The following is a 23,481-nucleotide window of genomic DNA, read 5'->3' as shown; positions in this document are numbered from 1 at the left end:
CGGTGCTCAGCGACGCGGCCGGTCATCGGGTCCTCCGAGAGGTGTGGGCCGCATCATCGGGCAGCCCGGACGAGGGCCCTTCGGTTTCCGGCAGCGAGTGCAGCGAGTGCGGCGAGAGCAGCGAGAGATATTCGGCGAAGGATTCGACGAGACCGGCCAGCAGCTCTTTCCCCTTACCGGCCGACGCCTTGGAGGGGCACCCGATGACGCCGGATTCCGTGTAGGCCTCCATACCGAGAGTGAGCAAATGCTTCCGTCCGTCGGCGAGATGGTCGGACGTCTCATAGCCGGGGCGGATCAGTTCCGGATGGGAATGCAGCAGGATGGATGTCTCTACTTCCCCCGCGTGCATGTCGCTGTGCGACGACGTCTGCACACCGGCTCTGTTCCGTGCCGCGTCCCAGTCGGCCGAGCCCGGGAAAAGCGCCATGCGCGTGCCGCTTCCGGCGGACTCCTGAACCACGTTGCGCAGTACGTAGTTTCCGCCGTGCCCGTTGATCAGAACAAGCGTATTGATACCGGAGCGGCGGAGTGATTCGGCGATGTCCCGCACGACGGCGTAGAGGGTCGCGGCGGAAATACTGACGGTTCCCGGCCAGGCCGCGTGCTCGTGCGAGCAGGAGATCGTCACCGGCGGGAGATGGTGCACCGGATACGCTGCCGCGATCTCCCGGGCGATGGCGCAAGCGATGACCGTGTCGGTCACGAGAGGGAGAAATGCTCCGTGTTGCTCGAAACTCCCGATGGGAAGGACGGCGACTTCGGGCCGCCGCTCCCCCACATCCACGGTGGTGTCCAACGGCAGGAGGCCGGAGGCCGTCGATGGTATTCCAGCGCTGCTCATCTCTCCAGCCTTTCGTTCTACGGGACTTCCGGAGCTGCCGGAACGTCCGGGACTCCCAGGATTGCCGGGACTCCCGGGACCACCGGGATCGCTGGGACCACCAGAACTCCCTGAACTGCACGGCAGCACGCGACCCGACGGAAGGTCAGGTTACGCGGCATTGGTGCGTCCCGTGGTCGAACATGGCGATCCAGGACAATGATTGATGTCCCATTTTCTTTTTCGCACTCACCGACGGCTATCCGCCCGATAAGATCTGAGCATGACAGAAAGTGATGGCATGTCCGGCGACACTGTCGGCCCATCGGTTGTCGAACGAGTGGTGGATCTCCGACTGGCCACCGTACACGGCGATTTTCTCGCTGTCGGCTACCTGGACCGTACTCGCGCGGACGAACAAATGGCCCTGGTGTATGGCGATATCGAGGGGGAAGATCCGCTTGTCCGTGTGCATTCGGAGTGTCTGACCGGAGATGCCTTCGGGTCCAGGCATTGCGACTGCGGCGATCAGCTGTCCGCAGCACTGAGTGCCATCACAAGAGAAGGGCGGGGAATTCTCCTCTATCTTCGAGGCCATGAGGGCCGGGGCATAGGACTGTTGGCCAAACTCCAGGCGATGAAACTCCAGGCCGGCGGCCTGGACACGGTCGAGGCGAATCTCGCGCTCGGATTCCCGGCCGATGCCCGGGACTACCAGGTGGCGGCGGATATGCTGCACGACCTCGGAGTGCGAGCCGTACGCCTGCTGTCCAACAACCCCCTCAAGCGCGAGGCGCTCCTGCGGCACGGGATCAAAATCACCGAACAGGTCCCGCTGCTGATACCTCCGCACGAAGAGAACATTTCCTACCTGCGGACCAAGCGGGAACGCTTCGACCATCACCTCCCGCACTTGGACCGCGTGGCTGACCAGCCCTGAGGAAGCGGTGCATGGGCGCGGGGGTTGTTCACACGGCCGATACGAGCGGCCTCTCGGCCGTGTGAATTCACCGGTTCACCCAAGACGGGACTTCGGCCAGACGGGGGAGCCTGCGCACAGAAGCTGCCGGTGTGCGGCGTAACTCCCGTACGGGGCAGCTCCGTACGAGGCATCCCTGTACGAGACATCCCCGCACGAGACTTCCCCGCACGAGACTTCCCCGTACGAGGCATCTCCGTACAAGGCATCTCCGTACAAGGCATCCCCGTACGGGTCCGGTCAGCCCCAACTCTGCGAGTACTGGCTCCGATAGCTCCTGCGGTCGGCCTGCTCCGACAGATACCTGTGGGCGAACAGCAGCCCGATCAGGCTGATGCCGATGATCGCCAGCCCCGGAACGAAGGTCCGGACGTCCACGATCCCGGTGACCGCCGTCTGCCGTCCGGCGCCCGGTCCGCCCGGTGCGACGGGTTCGACGGGCTGGGCGGCGGCCGGTGCCGAGGCCGTCGCGGCCGGGGCCGGGGCGGCGGAGCTCGCGGCGGTGCCGTCGCCCGTCCGCGCGTCGTCGCCCACGAGGCTCACTCCGAGGACGTTCATCGCCGTGGTCACCGGCTGGAAGAACGTCGTACCCCCGGTGGTGCAGTCCCCGTTGCCGCCCGAGGTCACCCCGAGCGCCAGCCCCTCCGCGAGCAACGGGCCCCCGCTGTCGCCGGATTCGGCGCAGACCGTGGTCTCGATCAGGCCGCTGACCGTACCCTCGCGGTAGTTCACCGTCGCGTTCAACGCCGTGACCCGCCCGGAGCGCAGCCCGGTGGTACTGCCGCTGCGGAAGACCTGCTGGCCGACCACAGGGTTGGCGGCGCCTATGACCCGTACCTCCTGGCCGCCGCCGATGTCCACCGCGTTGGTCCCGTCGAAGGCGTCGCCGTCCCCGTACTGGACGAGGGAGAAGTCATCCCCGGGGAAGCTGCCGGCAACGGTGGTGCCGACCTGGCCGCCGCCCTGCTCGTTCTGGAACCACGTGGTGCCGACGGCGCCGCAATGCCCCGCCGTGAGCACGAAGTTGTCCTGGCCGTTGGTCACGTTGAACCCCGCCGAGCAGCGGCCGCTGCCGCTGAAGATGGCGGAGGCGCCGTTCAGCCTCGGGGTGAAGGAACCCGCGGTCCGTTCCATCTGTACGAAGCCGCCGATCCCCTCGGCGACCTCGGACAACTCTGACCAGTCGGCGGCGGAGACGGTGCTGTCCGCCCGTACGACGACCTTGTTCGACGCGTAGTCCACCGCCCACGCGGTGCCGGCCACCCGGGGGGCCTCGCCCAGGGTCTCGGTGGCCGAGCGCAGGTCACGCATGCTGTAGCGCATGGCCTTGGGCTGTGCGCCCGCCCGCCGGACCTCGGCCGCCGCTTCCTCGTCGGTCACCGCGACGACGGGCCGCCCGTCGGAACCGATCCAACTGCCCGCCGTACGCTCGGTGCCGAGCCGCTTGACCAGACTCGCGCCCACATCGCCGGCCGCGACGACACCACCGGTGCCCGCTCCTTCGCCGGCCGGTTCACCGGCCATGGCGTTCGAGACCATCAACCCGCCGCAGATCAGCCCACCGACGGCCGCCAGCCGTGTGATCCGCCGGAGGGTACGCCGTCCGTGCTTCATCCGTGGCTCCCAGGTCGTCCTGTACGACGTCTCCAGCCCGGAGCCCGGTCATCGATGGGCCCTCCTCCCATACGTAGCGCCACGGCGTCGGGTTCACCGCCCCGTTCATTTCGTACGGTTCGATTTCCTACGTGGACCGCTGGACCGCGTGCTCGTACGGTCGGCTTCCGCGCAGCCCGTGCTCGTACGGTCGGCTTCCGCGCCGCCGGAACGCCGGGGCCCCGCACACGGCGAGGCCCCACCGGTCCGTCCCCTCGGTCGATGCCGGGAGGAGCGGTGGGCCGGTGGGGCCTCGGTGTTGTCCGGGGAGTCCGTGTCTCAGGCGCGCAGGCGCAGGCGCTGTCCCGGGTAGATGTGGTCCGGGCCCTTGTCGAGGGTGCGCTTGTTCAGTCTGTACAGGGCCTTGGTCCCGCCGTCGACATCGGCACGGTGCGCGATGACGGAGAGGCAGTCGCCCGACCGCACGACGTAGGTGCGGGCGTTGGGCGAGATCGGGCGGGCGGAGTGCGAACCGGAGCGCGAGGAGGCGGAGCCGCTGTGGGAGCGTCGCGCCGATGTGGAGGGCGCCGACTGGCGCTGCTGCGTCACGCTGCCGGACCCGGAGCTGCCGGACTGGCTGCTTCCGGACTGACTGCTTCCCGACTGACTGCTTCCGGACTGGCCGCTTCCCGACCCGGAGCTTCCGGAGTAAGTGCTTCCGGAGCTGGTCGAGGCGTTGCGCCCGCAATGGGGCCACGGGGACAGGCCGCGGGCCTGGACGATGCGTTCACCGACGGCGATCTGTTCGGACTGCGAGGCGAGATCGGCACGGGGGGCGTAACGATGGCCTCCATAGGCACGCCAGGTGGACGGGGCGATCTGAAGACCGCCGTGGTACCCGTTGCCTGTGTTGATATGCCAACGGCCGCCGCTTTCACAGGCGGCGATTCGGTTCCAGTCGGTCCCGTTCGTGAGCGATGGCTTGACGACCGCCGCTGCGCTCTGGCCCGCGAGGCCGAGCACGCTCAGCGGGATCAGCAGGGGGGCAAGCAGCATGGCCAGGAACGTCTCGACGGACCGCTTGACGAAGGATGAGGACGGCATGACGGTTTTTCCTCCACTGTGCTCCGGCAATGCCGTGGCGCAGTGCTCGCCACGGCCGATAAGCACGCACTAAGTAACCCGCCAATATGGTTTTCGGTGTGCCTAGCGGGCTCGACGTGCGGGTTTTTCACCCGGGTGGGCGCTCAGACCTGACGCGGAGTCATACCTTCATGCCGGCCGGGTGAGCCGGGTGAAGGGGCCCATCGCGTGACGCCACGAAGGGCTTCCCGGAGTGTGACGCGGGTCACGGGAACCCGGTACGTGGAGCCGGACAGCTCAGGGAGATGAACACAGATATGCGTACCCGGGTTCGGGCCGGGGATTCGAGCGCCTTCGCGGAGCTGTTCGACAGCTATGCCCGCACGGTCTACAACCACGCGTTCCGGCTGACAGCCAACTGGGCAACGGCCGAGGACGTGATGGGCGCGACCTTCATGGAGGCCTGGCGGCTGCGCGCCAAGGTCGATCCCGAAGGGGGTTCGCTACGGCTGTGGCTGCTGGGCATCGCCACCAACGTCGCCCGTAACCAGACCCGGAGCAACCGGCGGTACCGGGCGGCCGCCGTCGCCGCCGCCCGTGCCGAGACCGCCGTACCCGACCATGCCGAGGAGGTGGCCGGGCGGCTCGACGACCGTCGGCGGCTGGCGGCCGCGCTCACCGCGCTGGCCGCGCTGCGCAGACCGGAGCGCGAGGTTCTGACGCTCTGCCTGTGGGAGGGCCTGGAGTACACGGCCGCCGCCGAGGTGCTCGGGATCCCGGTCGGTACGGTCCGCTCCCGGCTCTCCCGGGCCCGCGCGAAGCTGCGGAAGCTCGCCGACGACGAACTGACCGGCCCCGCGAACCCCGCGAACGGACCGGCGACCAGACCGGCGAACGGAAATCGGGAACCCGCTCGGCGTCCCGGACAGGTAAGAGGCGATCGCAACACCGCGATCCGGTCCGCACAGGAAGGAATCCGATGAACGTGAACCCGTCCCGGCAGAGTCCGGCCGAGTGGGAGGAGAGCGCCCAGCTCCTGCCACCGACGGAGCGTGACCTGCCGGCGGGCCGCCACCTGTTCCACAAGGAGCGTCTGATGGCCCGCATTCAGCAGGATCAGCACAACGAGCAGAACAACCAGGCCGCGGAGGGCCGTCGTACGGCGGCAGCGGGTGCCGTACGGAACCGGCGGTTCCCGATGCCGCGCCGCGCGGTGCTCGGGACAGCGCTGGCGTTCACCCTGGTCGGGGCTGTCGCCCTCGGCGCGACGGTGGTCAACTCGGGTGGTGCGGGCGGCGGTTCGGGCAGCGGCGTCGCCACCGGACCGGCCCTGACCACCCAGGTCGGCGCCGCTACGACCAAGGGCGTGCCCCAGTTGCTCGACCAGCTCTCGCTGGCGGCGGCCGACGGCACCAACCCCACCGTCAAGCCCGGCCAGTACATCTACATCGAGTCGAAGCAGGCCGACACCCACGAGCGCACCGTCGACGACAAGACCACGCTGGTCTCGAACAAGCTGCATACGCGCCAGACCTGGATGTCCGCCGACGGCGTCAAGGGCTGGCTGATCGATCCGTCCGTCAACGAGAGCCCCGAAGGCGAGACGCTGTCCCTCCCCGACGAGCAGGGCAACACCCCGGTGGCCCATCTGGGCGGGCCGTCGTACGACTACCTGGCCAAGCTGACGACCGACCCCGACCAGTTGCTGAAGAAGATCTACAAGGAGACCAAGGGCCAGGGCAACAACCCCGACCAGCAGGCCTTCACCACCATCGGCGACCTGCTGAGCGAGAGTTACCCGCCGGCCGCGCTCTACTCCGCGCTGTTCAAGACCGCCGCGAAGATCCCGGGTGTGGTCGTGGTGCAGGACTCCGAGGACGCGGCGGGCCGGCACGGGGTGGCGGTGGCCCGGATGGACGAGCTCAGCGGCGAACGCATGGAATGGATCTTCGACAAGAAGACCCATGTCTACCTGGGCGAGCGCACCGTCCAGGTGCGGGAGAACGGTGGCGACGCCGGACTCATCAAGCCCGGCACCGTGACCTACACCAGCGCCATCATGAACCGGTCCATTGTCGACGGCATGAAGCAGACTCCGTCGAAGGCCAGTTGAACCGTTACCGTTCGCCGTACCCCGCACAACAGGCCGTTCGGCGGCGTTCCCCCGCCGCCGAACGGTCCGTCCGTCCCACCGGCACGCTCCCAGGGTGAAGCCCCGGACATCAACCGGACAGCGGGCGGACAAGGCTCGGACAAAGCCCTGGTGATCGGCCCTCCGCGTCTCCTATACCCGTCATGAGCACTCGACAACTGGAGGCACTCATGCGGAAATCGCTCATCGCTTTCGTCGCTGCCGGCGGCCTGGCGATCGCCGGGACGGGACTCGCGACCGCGGGCGAGGAATCCCCCGCGCAGAACGGTTCGGGCACCACGGTGCAGACCAAGGCGGCCGGACAGGCCGCCGCGCCTCAGGTCACCAACGCCGCTCAGGCCGCGGATCTGGTGCTGCGGGAGGTGGGTGGTGGCCGGGTCACCGGCGTGGGGCTGTCGGAGGAGAACGGCCGCGCGGTCTGGAAGGTCGTCTTCGTCGACGGGGCCGGCCAACGCGGGGCCCAGGTGGACGCCCTCACGCAGGTCGTCCAGGAGACGGCAGCGGATCCCGCCCTCGCGGCCGACAGCGGAAGTGGCGTCCTCGACGACGACACGGCCTGCGAGGACGACGACGACGCGGATGGCGTCGGCGACATCGATGACGACGACGATGACGATGACGATGACGATGACGACGGCGGCGAGCGCCAGGGCGTCGAAGGCAACAAGTAGCCGGTCCGGACGCCGCGTTACGCCTGGCCACGGAGCCGGACCGGACTCGGCCCCGGCCCTTGGTCCATCCCCGGCCCTTGGTCCGTCCCCGGCCCGGCCCCGGTCCGTCCCCGGTCGGCGGTATCCGAACCGGATCGCCGACCGGATGGCCCCTGCCTCCTCCTCCCACACCCACACATCAGGGAACCGTCATCGTGGAGCTGCCAGACCGCATCGTCAGGATCGTGTACGTGGACGGCACGGGGCTGCTCGCCTCCGACATCCACGGGCGAGTCCACCTTCTCGACGCTCAGTTGAGAGTCGTGAGGTCGTCCTCCTTCGTACAGCAGGGCCGGCCGCTCTACGGTCTCGCCGCCGCCGAGGGCTGGATCATCGGCAAGGACCGGATGGGCGCGATATTCCGGTGGTCCCTGGACACACTGGAACTGGTGGACCGGCTGGACCCCGCGACCGTCTGCGACCCGTCCACGCTCATCCCCAGGGAGCATCCGTCCCCGGTGAGTTCGCGCGGGATCGGGATCTGGGACGGCCGGGTCTTCGTCTCCAGCGGCTACCACCGGCAGATGCTCGTACTGGACCTGCACACCTTCGAGGTGCTGGAGGTGCGGCCGAACATCTGTGGTGAGAGCCCCATGGAGTGGGCCTGCACCGACCATCCGACCCGGCACGCCGTGTCCGACAAGAAGGGGAACCTGCGGTTCGGTTCGTTCACCGACGCCGAGTTCCCCGACCTGGTGAAGCTGGACGACGGCAATATCCACCGGGTGCGCTACGACGCCCGCCACGACCGGTTCTGGGCCACCCAGGACTTCGGCGCCGGCGAGAACGCCGACATCGCCAACGGTGTCGTGATCGTCAGCGCGTCGGGCGAGAAGGAGGACGAGTGCCTCTTCGCGCGCGACGACGTCGAGTTCGTCACCTTCTCCCCCGACCATCTCCGCGCCTACGCGGGCGGGTTCGACGGCGAGCTCCACATCTTCGACAACACCACCCGGGAACTGCGGATCGCGCGCACGGTGACCGGATTCCCGCACCAGCTCTCCGACCTGACCGTGGGCGCCGGTACCGGTACTGATGTGGGTACGGGCGCCGACGTGTACGTGCTGTGCCAGGACGGCGAGATCATCCAGCTCGACGCCGAGGGCGAGTTCGTCCGGGCGGCGGGCTTCCGGCGCCAGGCCGTGTGGGACATCCAGCCGTCCGCCGAGGACCCCCGCACGCTGTACTGCGCCACCGACACCGGCGTGGCCGTCGTCCACGTACGGGACTCCGCCGCCGGACCCATGCTGCGCGTGGAGGCGGAACACACCACCGGCTTCGGCTTCACCCGGCGGGTGGCCCCCGTACGGTCCGGCTGGCTGGGCATCACCCGCGACCACCGGGCCTTCCGTGCCGACCACGACGGCACGCTCCGGTGGAGCGACGAACTGCCCGCCCTGCCGCACACGGTCGCCGTCAGCCCGGACGGCGCCCGAGCCCTGGTGGCGACCAACGCGGGCGCCGTCGAACTGGACATCGCCGACGGGCGGCGGCTCGACCTGTTCGATGTGGACGGACTGCCGGTCTGGGCCGCCACCTATCTGCCCGACGGGGACCGCCTCCTGATCACCAGGAACGGTGTGATCGTCGTTCTCGACCGTGCGGACGCGACCGTACGGTGGCGGCTCGACCAGGGCGAATACCCCAAACGCCTGTGGGTCCAGAACGGCCGGGCGTACATCACCGGAGACGGCGGGGTGAAGGAACTCGCCGTCGGCGGCGGTGTGGTGGCCCGCTGGTCGAAGCTGCTCTCCAACACCATCGAGAACGCCGTCGTGAGCGACGGCCTGGTGTGTGCGAGCTCGTACGGGATGCAGCTGGCCGGTTACGACTACACCACCGGAGCGTTCCTCGGGCTCGTCGAGGACCTCCCGGACTACCCCAAGGCGCTGTCGATGATCCACGACGCCGCCGGGGTGCCGCACCTCCTCGTGGGCTGCCGTACGGGAATCCTGTCGCTCTTCCAGCTGGAACGGCGCCCCAAGAAGCTGCGGTTCCGCAAACTGCGCGACCACTGGCTGTCCCGGCACCCGGCCGCCTACACCCTGAAACACCACGACCACGACCACAACCACACCGACGACCACACCGACGACCAGGCCGTCGCCGTCACCGTCACCACCACCGCCAGAAGGGAAGCACCGTGCGCGCGATAGATCTGCGGCCCGACCCCACGGGCCACGCCGCCCCGATCACCCATGTGACCTTCCGGGACGACGGCAAGCGGCTCGCGAGCTGCTCGTACGACGGGACCGTGCTGATCTGGGACACCACCGAACCGGCCCGCCCCGTCCCGCTGACCCGGCTGCGCCACCGCCGCCTCGTCAACGCCGCCGCGTGGAATCCGACCGAACCCGCCCTGCTGGCAACGGCGTCGGCGGACAAGACGGTCGCGGTGTGGCGGATCCCGGAGCACGGGCAGCACCGTCTGGTCACCGTGCTGGCCCGGCACACCGACGACATCAACTCGGTGGCCTGGATGCCCGACGGCCGGCGGCTGATCTGTGTCTCCGAGGACGGCCGGGCGACCATGTGGGACACCCCGACCGGCGCCTTCCTCGCCGAGATCGGCACCCACGCGGCCCACTGCATGATGGTCTCGGTCAGCTGCGACGGCCTCGTGGCCACGGTCGGCGAGGACGGCATGGTCACGGTCGGCGAACCGGCCCGCCCGGCCCACGCGGTGATACGCCACTACGCGTCCTCCGTCGAGGGCTGCGCCTGGTCCCACTCCGGGACGATGCTGGCCGTCGCCCGCGACGACGGTGTGGTCAACCTGCTGACACCGCAGCTCGATTGCCTGCGTACGGTGACCGTCTCGACCTCGGCGGCGCGCGCTGTCGCGTGGGCCGACGACGACAGCTCCTTCGTCGTCGGCGCCTACGACGGTTCGCTGCACCACTTCGACATCACCGGGGAACCCGTCCGGCAGGTGCGCGACGCCCGACTGTGGCCCCGGTCGGTGACGGCGGCCCGGGGCATGATCGCCGCCGGCAGCTTCTGGAACGGGCCGCACCTGCTGGACTTCGCCACCGGTGCCGAACTCGCCGCTCCGGAACGGCCCGGACACGGGGCGAACGCACTCGCGGTGCTCGGGGACGAGCTGCTCATCGGCTGCGATTCGGGGGTGGTGCTCGCCGTAGGGGTAAGCGGGCCGGAGGCACCGGTCGGGCCGCCGCCGGTGCGTGTGCTGGAGATGTCGGACAGTCCGGTCCTGTCGCTCGCGGTCCGGGACGGCGCCGTCTTCGCCGGGACGTACTCGGGGCACGTGATCCGCCGTGGCGGAGCCCCGTCGCAGGGCGAGGGGCTCCTTGAGGACCTCTCGTTCAGCGAGGGGCTCGGCGCTCCCGTGCCGTCGCTCTGCCCCGTCGGGGACCACCTCGTCGCCGGTACGTACAACGGCGAGCTGATCGCGCTGGACCCGGTGACGCTCGACGAGGTGGACCGTGGCCGTCCGCACGGCGGATCGGTGAAGTCGCTGTCCGCGTTCGACGGCGGTTTCCTCTCCGCCGCGACGGACCGGACGGTCGACGCCGGCCCCCTGCACGACCGCGTCACGCTCTGGCAGCACGGGAACCTGGTCAACGCGGTGGCCGGGCTGCGCGGACAGGTCGTCGCGTCCGCGTCGCGGGACCACACCGTAAAGGTCGGCCTGCTGGCGCCCACTGACCACCCGCTCGCCCATACGAAGCAGGGGAGCCGGCGGATGAAGGAGACACAGACGCTCCTGGGACCCGACGAGTCCGTCAAGTGCGTGAGCCTGCTCGGCGACCCGGACGCCCCGGTCGTACTCGCCGGTTCCTACGACTTCGGCCTCTACGCCTGGGACGTCGACTGGGCGGACGGCGCGGCCACACTGGGGTCCGGCCGCCTCCTCGCCGAATTCCGGCAAGGCCTGTCCTGCATGGTCCAGTTGGACGACCGGCGCGTGGCGGTGGCGGGCTGGGACGGGCGGCTGCTGATCGTGGGACAGGACGGAGACGGTACGGTCCGCGCGCTGCGGTCGTGGGAGGTCGGCGACCTGGTCGAACGGGCGGATCCGCCCGTGCGCGAGTACGAGCGGGTGGCGAATTGAGCACCGCGCGGCACGCTGCCGACAGCGGCGGCCTCGACCGTACGGGCTCAGCTGTACCTGACCGACGACAACGCCGGTTACCACGCGGCGCACGGAGTACGGACATGACCCCGCCGGACACGGCCGCCTCGCCGCACTTCGAGGAGCATGCCGAGCTGGCCGACCCCCGGGCGCTGCGGCCCGCCGCCGGCGCCGTCGCCGCCCGGCTCACCGCGTTCACCCCGGCGGAGCTGGCGTCGGCCGTCGAGAACCCGGGCGAACCCCTCGCCGTACGCCTGGCCGCCGGCGGGCTGCTCGCGCTGCTGGGCGACCCCCGTATCGGCCCGGTGCCGAGGGCCGTGCGCGTGCCGGGCGCCGTCGTACAGACCGGGCTGGCACCGGATCGCGTCGCGTCGGTGGTCGACGCGTGGGCGCATGTGGGCGTGGAGAAGGCGTGGATCGACAAGGAGACACCGACGCACATGGTCGAACTGGCCGACTACTGGATCGCCGCCTATCCGGTCACCAACGCGGAGTACCGGAACTTCCTGGCGGACACCGGCCGCCAGGACCGGCCCACCACCTGGTACCTGGGTGCCTACCCGTACGACCGGGCCAACCACCCGGTCGCCGGGGTGCGGCCCGAGGACGCCGACGCCTACGCGGCATGGCTGTCGGAGCGCACCGGTCATCCGTGGCGGCTGCCCGGTGAGGCCGAGTGGGAGTACGCGGCGAAGGGGCCGTCGGGCCTGGAGTTCCCGTGGGGCGACACCTTCGACACGGACGCCGTCAACACACGGGAGACCGGCATCCACACCACCACACCGGTGGGCGCGTTCCCGGCGGGCCGCTCACCGTTCGGTGTCTTCGACATGGGCGGAAACGTCGAGGAGTTCGTCGCGGACGGCTACCGCCCTTACCCGGGAGGCCCGTTCGTCGCGGACGATCTGGTCGGGGACGACGCACGGAACGAGGAGAACGGGGTGTACGAGGGGTACCGGGTGGCGCGCGGGGGCAGCTTCTCCCGCTTCGGTGACCTCGCCCGTACCCGGCGCCGCCACGGCGCGTTCCCCAGCCCGCTCTACCCCGTGGGTTTCCGGCTCGCCACCGGCACCCGGCCGAAGGGGAGCGCCGCGTGACGCCGGACCTGCCAGATCTGCCGGACCTGCCGGACCTGCCGGACAACCTGTGGAAGAAGCTGACGAGCACCGTGGGGCTGGTCTCCGTACGGCATGGCGCCGGCACGAACGTGATGGCCGCGGAGTGGTCCTACTTCGTCAACAAGGCGCCGCTGTACGCCGCCGTGGTGCTCGGACCGCGTGCCGCCACCGGTGCGCTGATCACCGAGGCCGGGGAGTTCTCGCTGACGCTGTGCGCGGAGGACCAGGCGGAGGTGGCCGACTTCGCCGGCAGTTTCTCCGTGGCCGACGTCGACAAGAGCGGCAGCGAGCTGATCGGGTTCGGCGAGCCCGAGGCGACCGGTTCGCCCTGGGTGACCGGGGGTCTGGTGGCGGTCGAATGCGTGCTGCGGCAGACCGTCGGCTTTCCCGTGCACACCATGTACGTGGGCGAGGTCGTCGCGGCGCACCTGCCCGCGAACGCGCCCCGGCCGCTGGTCAAGCACGGCGCGATGCACGCCCTCGGCGCCCCGGTACGGCGTACGGCGGTGGTCGCCACCGCGCAGTCGCTGCCCGGCGGACTCCTGCGGATCGCCGCCACGGGACCGGTCGGCGAGGAGGACGGCCGGTGGCGGGTGAGCCTGCTGACGGCCGACGGTGTGACCGAACCGCTCGGCGACCATCCCGCCGGCGCGTACGGCGACTTCCTCGTCGATCTGCCCGTACCGGCCCACCTGCCGGTGGAACGGTTGAGCGGCTGCCGGGTGAGGGTCGAACGGGACGGCGCCACCACCGGATACGCCGACGTCACCGGAATCGGCGGAATCACCGGGGCGCCTCCCCCGCCCGGAGTACGCGAATGAGCCCGTCGGCCCTCGCGCTCCCCACGTCCCCGCTCCGCGTGGCGGCGGCGCAGGCGGAAGCCGTACCCGGGGACGTGGCGGGCAACGCCCGCCGCGCCGCCGCCCTGACGGCGCGCGCCGCCGAGCGGGGCGCCCGGGTGATCGTGTTCCCCGAACTCCACTTGTGCGGTTACGACTTGGCCCTGCTCGCCGCCGTACCCGACCGTTGTGAAGTGCCCGCCGACGCGCGCGGAAGGGTGACGGACGCCCGTCTGGACCCGCTCGCCGAGGCCGCGGCGGATCACGCCGTGACCGTACTGACCGGCGCGGCGGTACGGCGGTACGACGGCACCCGCACCAACTCGGTTGTGGCGTTCGGTACCGAGGCCGAGACCAAGGCCGAGACCAAGAACACGGCCTCGGCCTCGGCCTCGGCCACCGTGGCATACGACAAACAGCACCTGTGGCACGCCGACGAGCGCGGCCTGTTCACCCCGGGAGAGCGGGGATCGCGGGCAGCGCGGGGAACTCAGGGCTCCCGGGCGTCGGTCCTGTCCGTCGGCGGCTGGAGGCTGGGCCTCGGGATCTGTTACGACATGTCCTTCCCCGAACACGGCCGGGCCGCCGCCCTCGCCGGAGCCCATGTCTATGTGTGCCCCAGCGCGTTCGCCGCCGGAAACGAGCACCGGGCGGCCGTCTACCTCGCCGCCCGCGCACTGGAGAACACGGTGTACGCGCTGTTCGCCAACCCCGTGGGCGGCCCGCCGCACCGCCCGTGCGCGGGCGGCACCGCGCTCCACGGGCCCGACGGCCGGACGGTCGGCCGCGCGGAGACCACGCGGGAAGAACTCCTCCTGGTCGACCTCGACCCCGGGGACATCGCCGAGGTACGCGGCTTCCTCCACATGCTGGAGGAGTGCCGGACCGACGGCTCGTGAACAGCGCTCAGGGCGCCGACGTGCCGGAACACCGTACGACCGGAAACCGTACGAAGGGGCCCGCACGATGACTCGACGGCTGCTGCTCAGCTACCTGACCCTGGCGTTACTGGTCCTCGTGGGGCTTGAGGTGCCGCTCGGCACCCTCTACGCACACGGCGAACTCTCCGACCTGTCCAGAACCGTCGAGCGCAACTCCGTCATGGTCGCCGAACTGGTCGAGGAGGACATCCAGGCGGGGAAGACACCGGCCCTGACGGCCTTCGTCGCCCACTACGCGCAGTGCATGGGCGGCCGGGTGGTCGTCTTCGACCGAGGGGGAAGACTCCTCACCGACTCCGGCACCTACCCCGACCCCGGCTCGGGCCCCGCGGCCAAGTACCGCTTGGGCAACAGCCCCACCTCCGGCACCAGCTCCCCGCGCGCCTCCGGCACCGGCTCCGCCTCCGCGTCCGGTGCCGTCGCCCCCGTGACGGCCGCCGACAAGGCGGCGGTCAGCCGCGCCCTCGCCGCCGCGCTGCGCAACCGCAGTTCGGTCGGCATGCTCCGCGACCACGCGGGAAACGACGCCCTCGTCTCGGTCGCCGAGCCCGTGACCGTGGCTTCGCAGGTGCGCGGCGCGGTGTGGGTCACCTCGACGACCGCGGACACCAACGCCCGCACCCAGCTGGCCTGGCTGCTGCTGGCCGGGATCGGCGTGGGCGTCCTCGTCGTGGTGGCGCTGGTCGGATTCGCGCTGGCCCGCTGGATCACCCGGCCGGTGCGCGCGCTGGAGCGGGCCACCACGCAACTGGCGAACGGCTCGCTGGCCGACCTGCCGCCGGCCGACCTGGGACCGCCCGAACTGCGGCGCCTGGCCGCGTCGTTCAACCGTACGGCCACCCGGCTGCAACGGCTGCTGCGCGCCCAGCGTTCGTTCGCCGCCGAGGCGTCGCACCAGCTCAAGACTCCGCTCGCCGCGCTGCGCCTGCGGGTCGAGACCCTGGAATTCGACCTCGACGCCCGGGCCCACGCGGGCCTGGACGCGGCCGTCGCCGAGATCGACCGGCTCACGCGCATGGTGCAGGGCCTGCTGGCCCTCGCCCGTATGGAGGACTCGGCGACCGAGCCCGAGACCGTCGACCTGGACGAGGTCCTGCGGGACCGGGCGGAGACATGGGTGGGGTTCGCCGCCGAGCAGCACATCACCATCGGGGTCTCGGGGCCGCGGGCCGGGCAGGTACGGGCGATACCGGGCGCCCTGGAGCAGATCGTCGACAACCTGCTGGCCAACGCGCTGCAATTCGCCCCGCCGGGCAGCACGATCACCCTGACCACCGCCTCCGCTCACGGCCAGGGGCAGGGGCAGGGGCACGGCCACGGTGAGCAGAGGAAGAGGCCGTACGGAGACGAGGAGGCCCTGGTCGAGTTCCATGTGATCGACCAGGGGCCCGGCATGAGCGAGGAGCAACGCGGTCGCGCGTTCGACCGGTTCTGGCGTGCCCCGGACTCCGTCCATGAGGGGTCCGGGCTGGGGCTGGCCATCGTCCAGCAACTCGTACACGCCGGCGGCGGCGAGATCTCGCTCCGGGATGCCCCGGGAGGTGGTCTCGACGCCGTCGTCCAGCTCCGGCCCGCCGAAGCCGACAGGCGCTTGGCGGAAAGGGCTTCGGCGTAGCTCGTAGCCCGTACCGCCGTAACCCCGGAACCTCGCAATTCCGTACCCCCCGATCACAACATCGTGTGACCCGTGACCTTGCGATGCGACGTCCGGGCCGCAGGACCCGGCGCCGCAGTCATCTGCCCGGATGCCTGCCCGGACGCCGAAGCCGCGTGTCCCGGCGCCGTCCTGAGCCGGAATCCCACGCGGCGCAGCGTCTCGATCCGGCCGGGATCGCCGAGCTTGCGGCGCAGCGCCGCGATATGCACGTCCAGCGTCTTGGTCGGGCCGAAGAAGTTCGGATCCCATACGCTGCCGAGGATCTGCTGCCGCGAGCACACCGCGCCCGGATCCTCGGCGAGCAGCGCGAGCAGGTCGAACTCCTTGGGCGCGAGCGTGATGGGCTTGCCGCCCAGCTGGACCTGCCGGGTCCGCCGGTCGATCCGCAGATCGCCGAGCACCTGGACCGCGTCCTCGGGCGCCGCGCCGAGAGCCGCCCGGTCGGGATCCGTGACGGAGACGGCGACGGTACGCCGGGTCACCGCGCGTATCCGGGCGACCAGTTCCCGCAGGCTGAACGGTTTCGCCAGGTAGTCGTCCGCGCCGAGTTCGAGCCCGACCACACGGTCGGCCTCCGTACCGCGCGCCGTGAGCATGATGATGGGCACGTCGGAGACCTGCCTCAGCCGCCGGCAGACATCGATCCCGTCCATGTCGGGCAGTCCCAGGTCGAGGAGGACCATCTCGCCGGGTGGGGCGTCGAGTGCGGCGGCGCCGGTACGGACCCAGTGCGCCGTGAATCCGTACCGGGCCAGGCCGTCCCTCAGGGGTTCGGCGATGGAGACATCGTCCTCGACCAGCAGCACCTGCATTCGGGATCCCACCTTTCCTCCGCGCGGTCGCGCCGTCGCGCGACAGCCGTTGAAACGCATGGCACCTTGCGCAGGTAGTACGTAAGAGAGACCCCGCAAGTGCGGGTCCGTGAGCACAAAGTCCGAAGTGGGCTCGAACTTCCCGTCGCCGAACCCGATCGACTGAGGCAACTCCCTTACGGATGTGGCCTGTTGTGTATAGCTATGGCTCCATTGACGCCTTCTCGGCGGATGGTCGGCAGGCGTACCGACTTCGTCCGGAATGGACCGCGGACGTGTTCACATCGTGGCGGAGTTTCGCGTTTCAAGGCGTCAGAACCTTCACAGGAGAGCCACTTGGTCCACTACTCTCATCACCTGTCGCGTCAACCGGCGCCCCTGGCCGCGACGGGCCACGTGCGCCCCTGCACCCCACCCCACACATTCTCTCGCCGGGACAGATCCCCGATCCCGGATCCCCGATCCCGGATCCGGAGTCTCCGGTCACGGATCCGCGTACCGCCGACAGGCGGCGCTGGAGGCGAGCTGCGCATGCCAGAGACACCCGGTACCGAACCCACGCGGCGTGCAGAGCTGGACGGGTTTTCCGGTCCAGCGCCGAACCGGCTTCCGGTGCCGATGAAACGTCCCGGCCTGCCGGGGACCGCGGTCGTACCCGTGGACCGCCCCGGCTCGTACACGATCCCGAACCCGTCGGACCTGCTGCTCTTCGCGGACGCCCCCGGCTCCGCACGCCCTGACAGGTCCGGCGGCACGGGCGAGGCAGGCAGTACGGGCGAGGCAGGCGGTACGGGCGGCGGCAGAGGAAGCGCGGGCGGCCCCAGCGGCACACACGGCGCAGGCCGCCGGACGCCGGCCCTCCTCCCCGCGCCCCGGCCACGCCGTACCCGGCTCCTGGCGCTGACCGGGGCGGCCGCAGTCGCCTGCGGAGTCGCGATCATGATCGTCGCCGTCCGGTCGGAGTCGGGGCCCCGGACAGCCTCCGCGCCCGTCGCGGACTCCGTCAGGCCCGCGGTGCCCGCGCTCCCCGCCGGGCCCGGAGCCGGCAGCGGTGAGGACGGGTTCGCGATCCCCGAGACGCCCCGGCCAGGTGACGGCACCAGCTCCCAGGAACTCGAACAGCGCACCGCCGGGAACGAACACCGGCCGGGAACGACGACCCACGAACCGAGCAAGGTTCCGGGCGACGGCAACAGCGGTACGGGCAAGGGCAAGGACGACGGCCAGGACTCCGGCGAGTCCGGAACCGGCGCGGGATCCCGCTCAGGCGCGGGCGGCGGCTCGGCCGGCACACCCCCCTCCGCCCCCTCCCGCCAGCGCGCGATTCAAGCCGTCAACTACCCGGACCGCTACTGGAATGTGCGCGGCGGCCACCACACCGGCACCGTCTTCCTCGACACCGTCGCCCGAAGCGCGGCCACCTTCACCGTCACGGCCGGGCTCGCCGACTCCGACTGCTACTCCTTCTCCCTCGGCAAGGGGCGTTACCTGCGCCACTTGTCCTTCCGCCTGCGCGCCGACACCAACGACCACAGCGCCCTCTTCAAGCGGGACGCCACCTTCTGCCCCCGGTCGGGCGCGGCCGACGGCACCGTGATGCTGGAGTCGTACAACTACCCGGGACGCTTCGTCCGGCACCGCGAATTCCAGCTGCGGCTCGACCCGTACCAGCGCACCGCCCTCTACCGGGCGGACTCCACCTTCCGTATGGTCAACGGCTGATCACCACCCATCCATTGACCGCTTGACGTGACCATGCAATTCTCCGGTGAGGAGTGACTGGGAGCGCTCCCATAAGCGCCCCCAGTCCGCCCGGTCCACGCTTACCCGTCCGCACCCGCATGCTCCGTCCGCACTCGTCCGCACCCGCACGCTCCGTCCGTACCCGCACGCACCCGCACGCTCCGTTCGCCCAACGCCCGCACCTCCACCGTGCCGTCGCCCGCGAAAGGTCCCCCGATGCCCGTGCACGCGTTACCCTTCACCGCCGCCGCCACCCTCGCCTCGGCGGCCCTCCTCGTCACCGGCCTGTTGACCACCCCCGCCACCGCGGAAACCACCGGCACCGCCTCCGCGACCGCCGCCACTTCCGCGATCCGGACCAACCAGCTCGGCTACCTGCCCGACGGCCCCAAACGCGCCACCCTGGTCAGCCCGTCCACCAGCCCGCTCAACTGGCAGCTGCGGAACGCCTCGGGCACCGTGGTCGCCTCCGGCTCCACCACCGTCCGGGGCACCGACGCGGCCTCGCGCGACACCACCCAGCTCGCCGACTTCTCCTCGTACACGGGCACCGGTTCCGGTTACACGCTGGCCGCCGACGGCCGGACCAGCCACCCCTTCGACATCAAGACCGGGACCCAGCTCTACGGCGGCCTGCGCTCGGACGCCATGTCGTTCTTCTACCAGCAGCGCAGCGGCATCCCGATCGAGGCATCGCTGGCGGGCGCGGCCTACGCGCGCCCCGCGGGCCATCTCGGGGTGGCGCCCAACAAGGGCGACACCAGCGTCCCCTGCCAGGCAGGGGTCTGCGACTACAGCCGTGACGTACGGGGCGGCTGGTACGACGCGGGCGACCACGGCAAGTACGTCGTCAACGGCGGCATTTCCACCTGGCTGCTGGTCAACTCCTTCGAACGCGCCCGCCGCGCCGGTACGGACGCGGCCCTCGGCGACTCCACCCTGAGGGTTCCCGAGCGCGGCAACCGCGTCCCCGACGTACTGGACGAGGCGCGCTGGGAGCTGGACTTCCTGATGCGGATGCAGGTCCCGGAGGGCAAGCCGCTCGCCGGGACGGCGTTCCACAAGATGCACGACGCGGCCTGGACGGCGATTCCGACCCGGCCCGAACAGGACGCGCAGCAGCGCGAGTTGCACCGCCCGTCGACCGCCGCGACCCTCAACCTCGCGGCCGCCGCCGCACAGTGCGCCCGGGTGTTCGCCCCGTACGATGCCGCGTTCGCCGCCCGCTGCCTGGACTCCGCCCGCCGCGCCTGGACGGCGGCGCGGGCCAATCCGAGCCTGCTCGCCCCGGACTCCGACGGCACGGGCGGCGGTGCGTACAGCGACGCCACGGTCAGCGACGAGTTCTACTGGGCCGCCTCGGAGTTGTACGCGACGACCGGCCAGGCCGCCTACCGTGACGCGGCCACCTCCTCCCCCTGGCACACCTCCGCCGACGCCCTCTCCTCCTTCGGGTTCGGCTGGGCCGACACCGCCGCCCTCGGCCGGCTCACCCTGGCCACCGCCCCCACCGGCCTGCCCGCCGCCGAAACCGCCCGCCTGCGCACCTCGGTGACCACCGCGGCCGACCGGCACCTGGCGACCATGTCCGGCCAGGGATACGCGACGCCGCTCCCCGCCTCCGGGTACGTATGGGGCTCCAACGGCCAGGTGGCGAACAACGCCATCGTGATGGCCACCGCCTACGGCCTGACCGGCCAACAGCGCTACCGCGCCGGGGCGTTGGAGTCCCTGGACTATCTGCTCGGCCGCAACGCCCTGGGCCAGTCGTACATCAGCGGTTACGGAGAACAGCCGTCCCACAACCAGCACCACCGGTTCTGGGCACACCAACTCGACGCCTCGCTCCCCAGCCCGCCCGCCGGATCCCTCGCCGGCGGCCCGAACGCCTCGCTTCAGGACCCGGTCGCCCAGGAACACCTGTCCGGATGCGCGCCCGCCGCCTGCTACATCGACGACATCGGCTCGTACTCGACCAACGAAGTGGCCGTGAACTGGAACGCCCCGCTGGCCTGGCTCACCCAATTCGCCGCCGAATAGACCGGTCTGCCTGAGCCGTATTCACCGCCGATCAGGCCGTCATCGACACCGCGCCGACCCCCTACCGATACCGCGCCGACCCCTGATCGCGACCCCTGATCGCCAACTCCCGGCCACCATCTGACGGGTCGAGTGTCGAAAGTTCACTGACAAGGTGTCATAATGTACGGGTAGCCCTTCGTGCATCCCCCGTCGCGAAGGGCTACACCCTTGCCCTGACACGGGCGGGAGGCCCCCGGCGCGGCTTCCCGCCCGTGTTTTCGCGGGGCGACGGTTACGTGTCGGCGGTTACGTAGAGTGTCGGCAAACGTGAGCGTGGGGGGCCTGAATGGACAACGGCGTACGGGACCGCACGGGCGGCGACCCGAAGACGGCCCGCACCACGACGACTGACGGCATCACGACGACAGCGAAGGGCCGCACCACAGCGACCGCCCGCGTCGTCACCGACGCCTTCCAGCCCCGGAACACCCTGCTGGCCGGCATGCTCGGCGTCGGCCTGGCCGCCGCGGGCGACTGGACCGGCCTACCGTGGGGTCTGCTCGCCGCCCTGTGCGCGGGGCTCATACCCGCCGGCTACATCGAATGGGAACGCAAGCGCGGCACATGGGACGACCGGCATGTGCTCGACCGTACGAAGCGGGCGCCCGTCTTCTTCGTCATCCTCGGCTCCATCGGCACCGGCTCCGTGATCATGGCCCTCGGCCACGCCCCCACCGGCGTCCTCGTCACGATGCTCGCGCTCTGGGCCATGACCGTAGTCATCCTGACCGTCAACACCGCCTGGAAGATATCGGTCGACTCCGCGGTCGCGTCGGCGGTCGTGGCACTGCTCGCCGCCGCGCACTCCCCCTGGTGGCTGTCGGCCTACGCGCTGACCATCGCCGTGTGCTGGTCCCGCGTGGCCCTGGGCCACCACACCGTCGCGCAGACCGTCGCCGGGGCGTCGCTCGGCGCGGCCACGGCGACCGCGTTCCTCTTCGTCTGAGCGCCTGATTCGCCTGGGCGCCTGATTCGCCTGAGCGCCTGATTCGCCTGAGGGCCCGAGGGCCCGAGGGCCTGAGCGCCCGGTCTGCTGACGTGACACAGGTCACTCGAAGGCTGCCAGAAACTCTTCCCCGACCCGCAACCCCCATGGGGGTCGCACGTCTGTCGAGGTGGAGGCGCCTCCACTGTTCTGTCCGTCCAGCACGACCGAAGTGAATCCGAGGAACGGTATGTCCACAGCAGTACGTCATTCCGCCGTACGCCGCGCCCTCCGGGGCCGGTTGCTCTCGGTCCTGGGGGTGTCCGCGGCCGTCGCCGCGCTGACCGTCGGCGGCGCGCTGGGTGCCCAGGCCGACTCGTCGGCTCCGTCGAAGACCGCGTCGGCGGTTCCGGCCGAGCCCGCGCCGGCCAAGCCCACGCCTCCCACCACGGAGCCCGTCCCGGCGGAGCCCGCACCGGTCCCGGCCGACCCGGAGCCCGTCCCGGCGGAACCCGCACCGGTCCCGGCGGAGCCGGAGCCGGTCCCCGCGGAGCCCGCGCCCGTACCGGCGGAGCCGGAGCCTGTCCCGGCCGACCCGGAGCCGGTCCCGGCCGAGCCCGCGCCCGTCCCGGCCGAGGACGCCGTCCCCGCGACACCCGCCCTTCCCACCGAGTCCGCCACGGTGTCGCCGAAGTAACAACACCGTTGAGGGGCTGCCGGGTTGAACACCCGGCAGCCCCGCTCCCCGTCTCCGCTTCCCGTCCAGGAAACGGAGACGGGGAGCGGAAACGGGGACGGAGACGGAACCTCATGAGGACAGCGACCGCGACAGCCACGGCGACAACGGCAGCGCTGACGGCAGCGACCGCGACGGCAGCGACCGCGACGTACCCGGCAGGCCCGGCCCTGTCGGCCGTTCTGGTCCGTACGGGCCACCCGGGCGCACTGCGGCGGGCATGGCAGCGGCTGTTCCGCAGCCTCTCCGAGAGACGCGGTCAGCCGGCGGCGGCCCCCGCCGGAGCGCGGTCGGCCATCAAAGCCATCGACGATCTCTATCTCCATCGCCGGCTCCCGCTCGTCCGCCTCGCGCTGCTGCTCGTGGACGACCTGCCCACCGCCGAGGACGTCGTACAGGACGCCTTCGCCGCGCTGTTCCACAGACACGGTGAGCGGCTGACGGGGCTGGACGACCCGGAGGCGTATATCCGTACGAGTGTGGTCAACCGCGCCCGGTCCGTACTGCGCCGCCGCCGGACCGTACGCGCGCACGTGCCCGAACGGGAGGGGCACGCCCCGCCGCCCGAGGAGCACGTACTGCTCCGCGAGGAGCACCGCGAGGTGCTCGACGCGCTGCGCCACCTCACCAGGCGCCAGCGCGAGGTGCTGGTCCTGCGTTACTGGTCGAATCTCACCGAAGCCCAGATCGCCGACACCCTCGGGCTGTCGCGCGGCACGGTCAAGTCCACCGCGAGCCGGGCGCTGGACGCCCTGGGCAGGCATATGGAGGCCCCCCGATGAGATCGCCGAGGAGACTGTTCAGCGCGGGACGGCACCCCGAACCCGACCGGGAACCGCTCGAACACCGGCTGCGAGCCGCCCTGGACGCCCAGGCCCGTACGGTCGGCTTCGGCGACCTGCGGCACGCGTCCCCGCCGTCCGTGTCCGCCACCAGGATCCTGCGCCTGCCGGTCCGTGGCACCGCGCTGGCGCTGCTCGGTCTGGCCGCCGCGGTGGCGGCCGTCCTGCTCGTACCGGGTGAGCCCCGGCAGGAAGGTCCGGCCGATCGGCCGGGCCCGTCGGTCTCCCGCACCCAGAGCCCCGTACCGGCCTCACCGGCACCAGCGGTCCCGGCGGCCCCGGCCCTGCCGGAGCCCCAGGAAAGCCCGTAAAGGACCGCCCCTTCCGCGGCCCCGTAAAGGGCTCGCAGG

At 70.9% G+C, this 23,481-nt stretch carries 20 protein-coding genes; 16 read left to right on the top strand and 4 right to left on the bottom strand.

Annotation, left to right across the window (positions count from 1 at the left end):
- Positions 1–22 precede the first annotated feature (22 nt).
- Positions 23–844: a creatininase family protein gene (locus ACIQD6_RS16380; RefSeq protein ID WP_401882810.1), complete on the bottom strand. Its 822-nt coding sequence runs from the start codon at positions 842–844 to the stop codon at positions 23–25.
- Positions 845–1,106: 262 nt separating this feature from the next.
- Here ACIQD6_RS16380 and ribA point away from each other — a divergent pair, with 262 nt between their 5' ends.
- Positions 1,107–1,763: a GTP cyclohydrolase II gene (gene ribA, locus ACIQD6_RS16375; protein ID WP_401882808.1), complete on the top strand. Its 657-nt coding sequence runs from the start codon at positions 1,107–1,109 to the stop codon at positions 1,761–1,763.
- 279 nt (positions 1,764–2,042) lie between these two features.
- Here the strand turns inward: ribA and ACIQD6_RS16370 are convergent, their stop codons facing one another.
- Positions 2,043–3,416 (bottom strand): S1 family peptidase, encoded by a 1,374-nt coding sequence (locus ACIQD6_RS16370; protein WP_401882805.1) that lies wholly within the window; start codon positions 3,414–3,416, stop codon positions 2,043–2,045.
- A 318-nt stretch (positions 3,417–3,734) separates the two neighbouring features.
- A complete protein-coding gene (locus tag ACIQD6_RS16365; RefSeq protein ID WP_401882803.1) occupies positions 3,735–4,499 on the bottom strand; it encodes a transglycosylase family protein in 765 nt (254 codons plus the stop codon).
- A gap of 284 nt (positions 4,500–4,783) precedes the next feature.
- Between ACIQD6_RS16365 and ACIQD6_RS16360 the strand changes: the two genes are divergently transcribed.
- From ACIQD6_RS16360 to ACIQD6_RS16320, 9 genes are all read left to right on the top strand, one after another.
- Positions 4,784–5,461 (top strand): RNA polymerase sigma factor, encoded by a 678-nt coding sequence (locus tag ACIQD6_RS16360; protein ID WP_401882801.1) that lies wholly within the window; start codon positions 4,784–4,786, stop codon positions 5,459–5,461.
- Positions 5,458–6,591, top strand: coding sequence for a CU044_5270 family protein (locus tag ACIQD6_RS16355; protein ID WP_401882798.1), 1,134 nt, complete (start codon positions 5,458–5,460; stop codon positions 6,589–6,591). The genes ACIQD6_RS16360 and ACIQD6_RS16355 overlap by 4 nt, the downstream gene beginning before the upstream one ends.
- 182 nt (positions 6,592–6,773) lie before the next feature.
- On the top strand, positions 6,774–7,301 hold the full coding sequence (locus ACIQD6_RS16350) for a hypothetical protein (RefSeq protein WP_401882796.1): 528 nt from the start codon (positions 6,774–6,776) through the stop codon (positions 7,299–7,301).
- A gap of 194 nt (positions 7,302–7,495) precedes the next feature.
- A complete protein-coding gene (locus ACIQD6_RS16345) occupies positions 7,496–9,496 on the top strand; it encodes a WD40 repeat domain-containing protein (RefSeq protein WP_401882793.1) in 2,001 nt (666 codons plus the stop codon).
- A complete protein-coding gene (locus ACIQD6_RS16340) occupies positions 9,484–11,415 on the top strand; it encodes a WD40 repeat domain-containing protein (protein WP_401882791.1) in 1,932 nt (643 codons plus the stop codon). Before ACIQD6_RS16345 ends, ACIQD6_RS16340 begins: the two co-directional genes overlap by 13 nt.
- A gap of 104 nt (positions 11,416–11,519) precedes the next feature.
- The gene (locus tag ACIQD6_RS16335) at positions 11,520–12,533 is read left to right on the top strand and encodes a formylglycine-generating enzyme family protein (protein ID WP_401882788.1); all 1,014 of its coding nucleotides are present in this window, start codon (positions 11,520–11,522) and stop codon (positions 12,531–12,533) included.
- A complete protein-coding gene (locus ACIQD6_RS16330) occupies positions 12,530–13,375 on the top strand; it encodes a flavin reductase family protein (protein ID WP_401882785.1) in 846 nt (281 codons plus the stop codon). Before ACIQD6_RS16335 ends, ACIQD6_RS16330 begins: the two co-directional genes overlap by 4 nt.
- Complete coding sequence (locus tag ACIQD6_RS16325; protein ID WP_401882782.1) at positions 13,372–14,292, top strand: carbon-nitrogen hydrolase family protein; 921 nt, start codon at positions 13,372–13,374, stop codon at positions 14,290–14,292. Before ACIQD6_RS16330 ends, ACIQD6_RS16325 begins: the two co-directional genes overlap by 4 nt.
- Before the next feature lie 67 nt (positions 14,293–14,359).
- Positions 14,360–15,949: a sensor histidine kinase gene (locus ACIQD6_RS16320; protein WP_401882779.1), complete on the top strand. Its 1,590-nt coding sequence runs from the start codon at positions 14,360–14,362 to the stop codon at positions 15,947–15,949.
- A 53-nt stretch (positions 15,950–16,002) separates the two neighbouring features.
- Here ACIQD6_RS16320 and ACIQD6_RS16315 read toward each other — a convergent pair whose 3' ends face one another.
- The gene (locus ACIQD6_RS16315) at positions 16,003–16,803 is read right to left on the bottom strand and encodes a response regulator transcription factor (RefSeq protein WP_401882906.1); all 801 of its coding nucleotides are present in this window, start codon (positions 16,801–16,803) and stop codon (positions 16,003–16,005) included.
- A 618-nt stretch (positions 16,804–17,421) separates the two neighbouring features.
- Between ACIQD6_RS16315 and ACIQD6_RS16310 the strand changes: the two genes are divergently transcribed.
- The 6 genes from ACIQD6_RS16310 to ACIQD6_RS16285 all read left to right on the top strand — a co-directional run bounded on the left by ACIQD6_RS16310 (position 17,422) and on the right by ACIQD6_RS16285 (position 23,442).
- The gene (locus ACIQD6_RS16310; RefSeq protein WP_401882776.1) at positions 17,422–18,525 is read left to right on the top strand and encodes an AbfB domain-containing protein; all 1,104 of its coding nucleotides are present in this window, start codon (positions 17,422–17,424) and stop codon (positions 18,523–18,525) included.
- Between the two features lie 237 nt (positions 18,526–18,762).
- Positions 18,763–20,586: a glycoside hydrolase family 9 protein gene (locus ACIQD6_RS16305; protein ID WP_401882774.1), complete on the top strand. Its 1,824-nt coding sequence runs from the start codon at positions 18,763–18,765 to the stop codon at positions 20,584–20,586.
- Between the two features lie 328 nt (positions 20,587–20,914).
- Positions 20,915–21,574 (top strand): hypothetical protein, encoded by a 660-nt coding sequence (locus ACIQD6_RS16300; protein WP_401882771.1) that lies wholly within the window; start codon positions 20,915–20,917, stop codon positions 21,572–21,574.
- A gap of 229 nt (positions 21,575–21,803) precedes the next feature.
- Complete coding sequence (locus ACIQD6_RS16295) at positions 21,804–22,250, top strand: hypothetical protein (protein WP_401882770.1); 447 nt, start codon at positions 21,804–21,806, stop codon at positions 22,248–22,250.
- Positions 22,251–22,363: 113 nt separating this feature from the next.
- On the top strand, positions 22,364–23,071 hold the full coding sequence (locus tag ACIQD6_RS16290) for a sigma-70 family RNA polymerase sigma factor (RefSeq protein WP_401882767.1): 708 nt from the start codon (positions 22,364–22,366) through the stop codon (positions 23,069–23,071).
- On the top strand, positions 23,068–23,442 hold the full coding sequence (locus ACIQD6_RS16285; RefSeq protein ID WP_401882764.1) for a hypothetical protein: 375 nt from the start codon (positions 23,068–23,070) through the stop codon (positions 23,440–23,442). The genes ACIQD6_RS16290 and ACIQD6_RS16285 overlap by 4 nt, the downstream gene beginning before the upstream one ends.
- The last annotated feature ends 39 nt before the right edge of the window (positions 23,443–23,481 follow it).

The organism is Streptomyces sp. NPDC088400 (assembly GCF_044753355.1).
Taxonomy (GTDB): domain Bacteria; phylum Actinomycetota; class Actinomycetes; order Streptomycetales; family Streptomycetaceae; genus Streptomyces.
The sequence above is the reverse complement of the archived record's forward strand: the minus strand, read 5'-3'. Positions and strand labels throughout refer to the sequence as shown.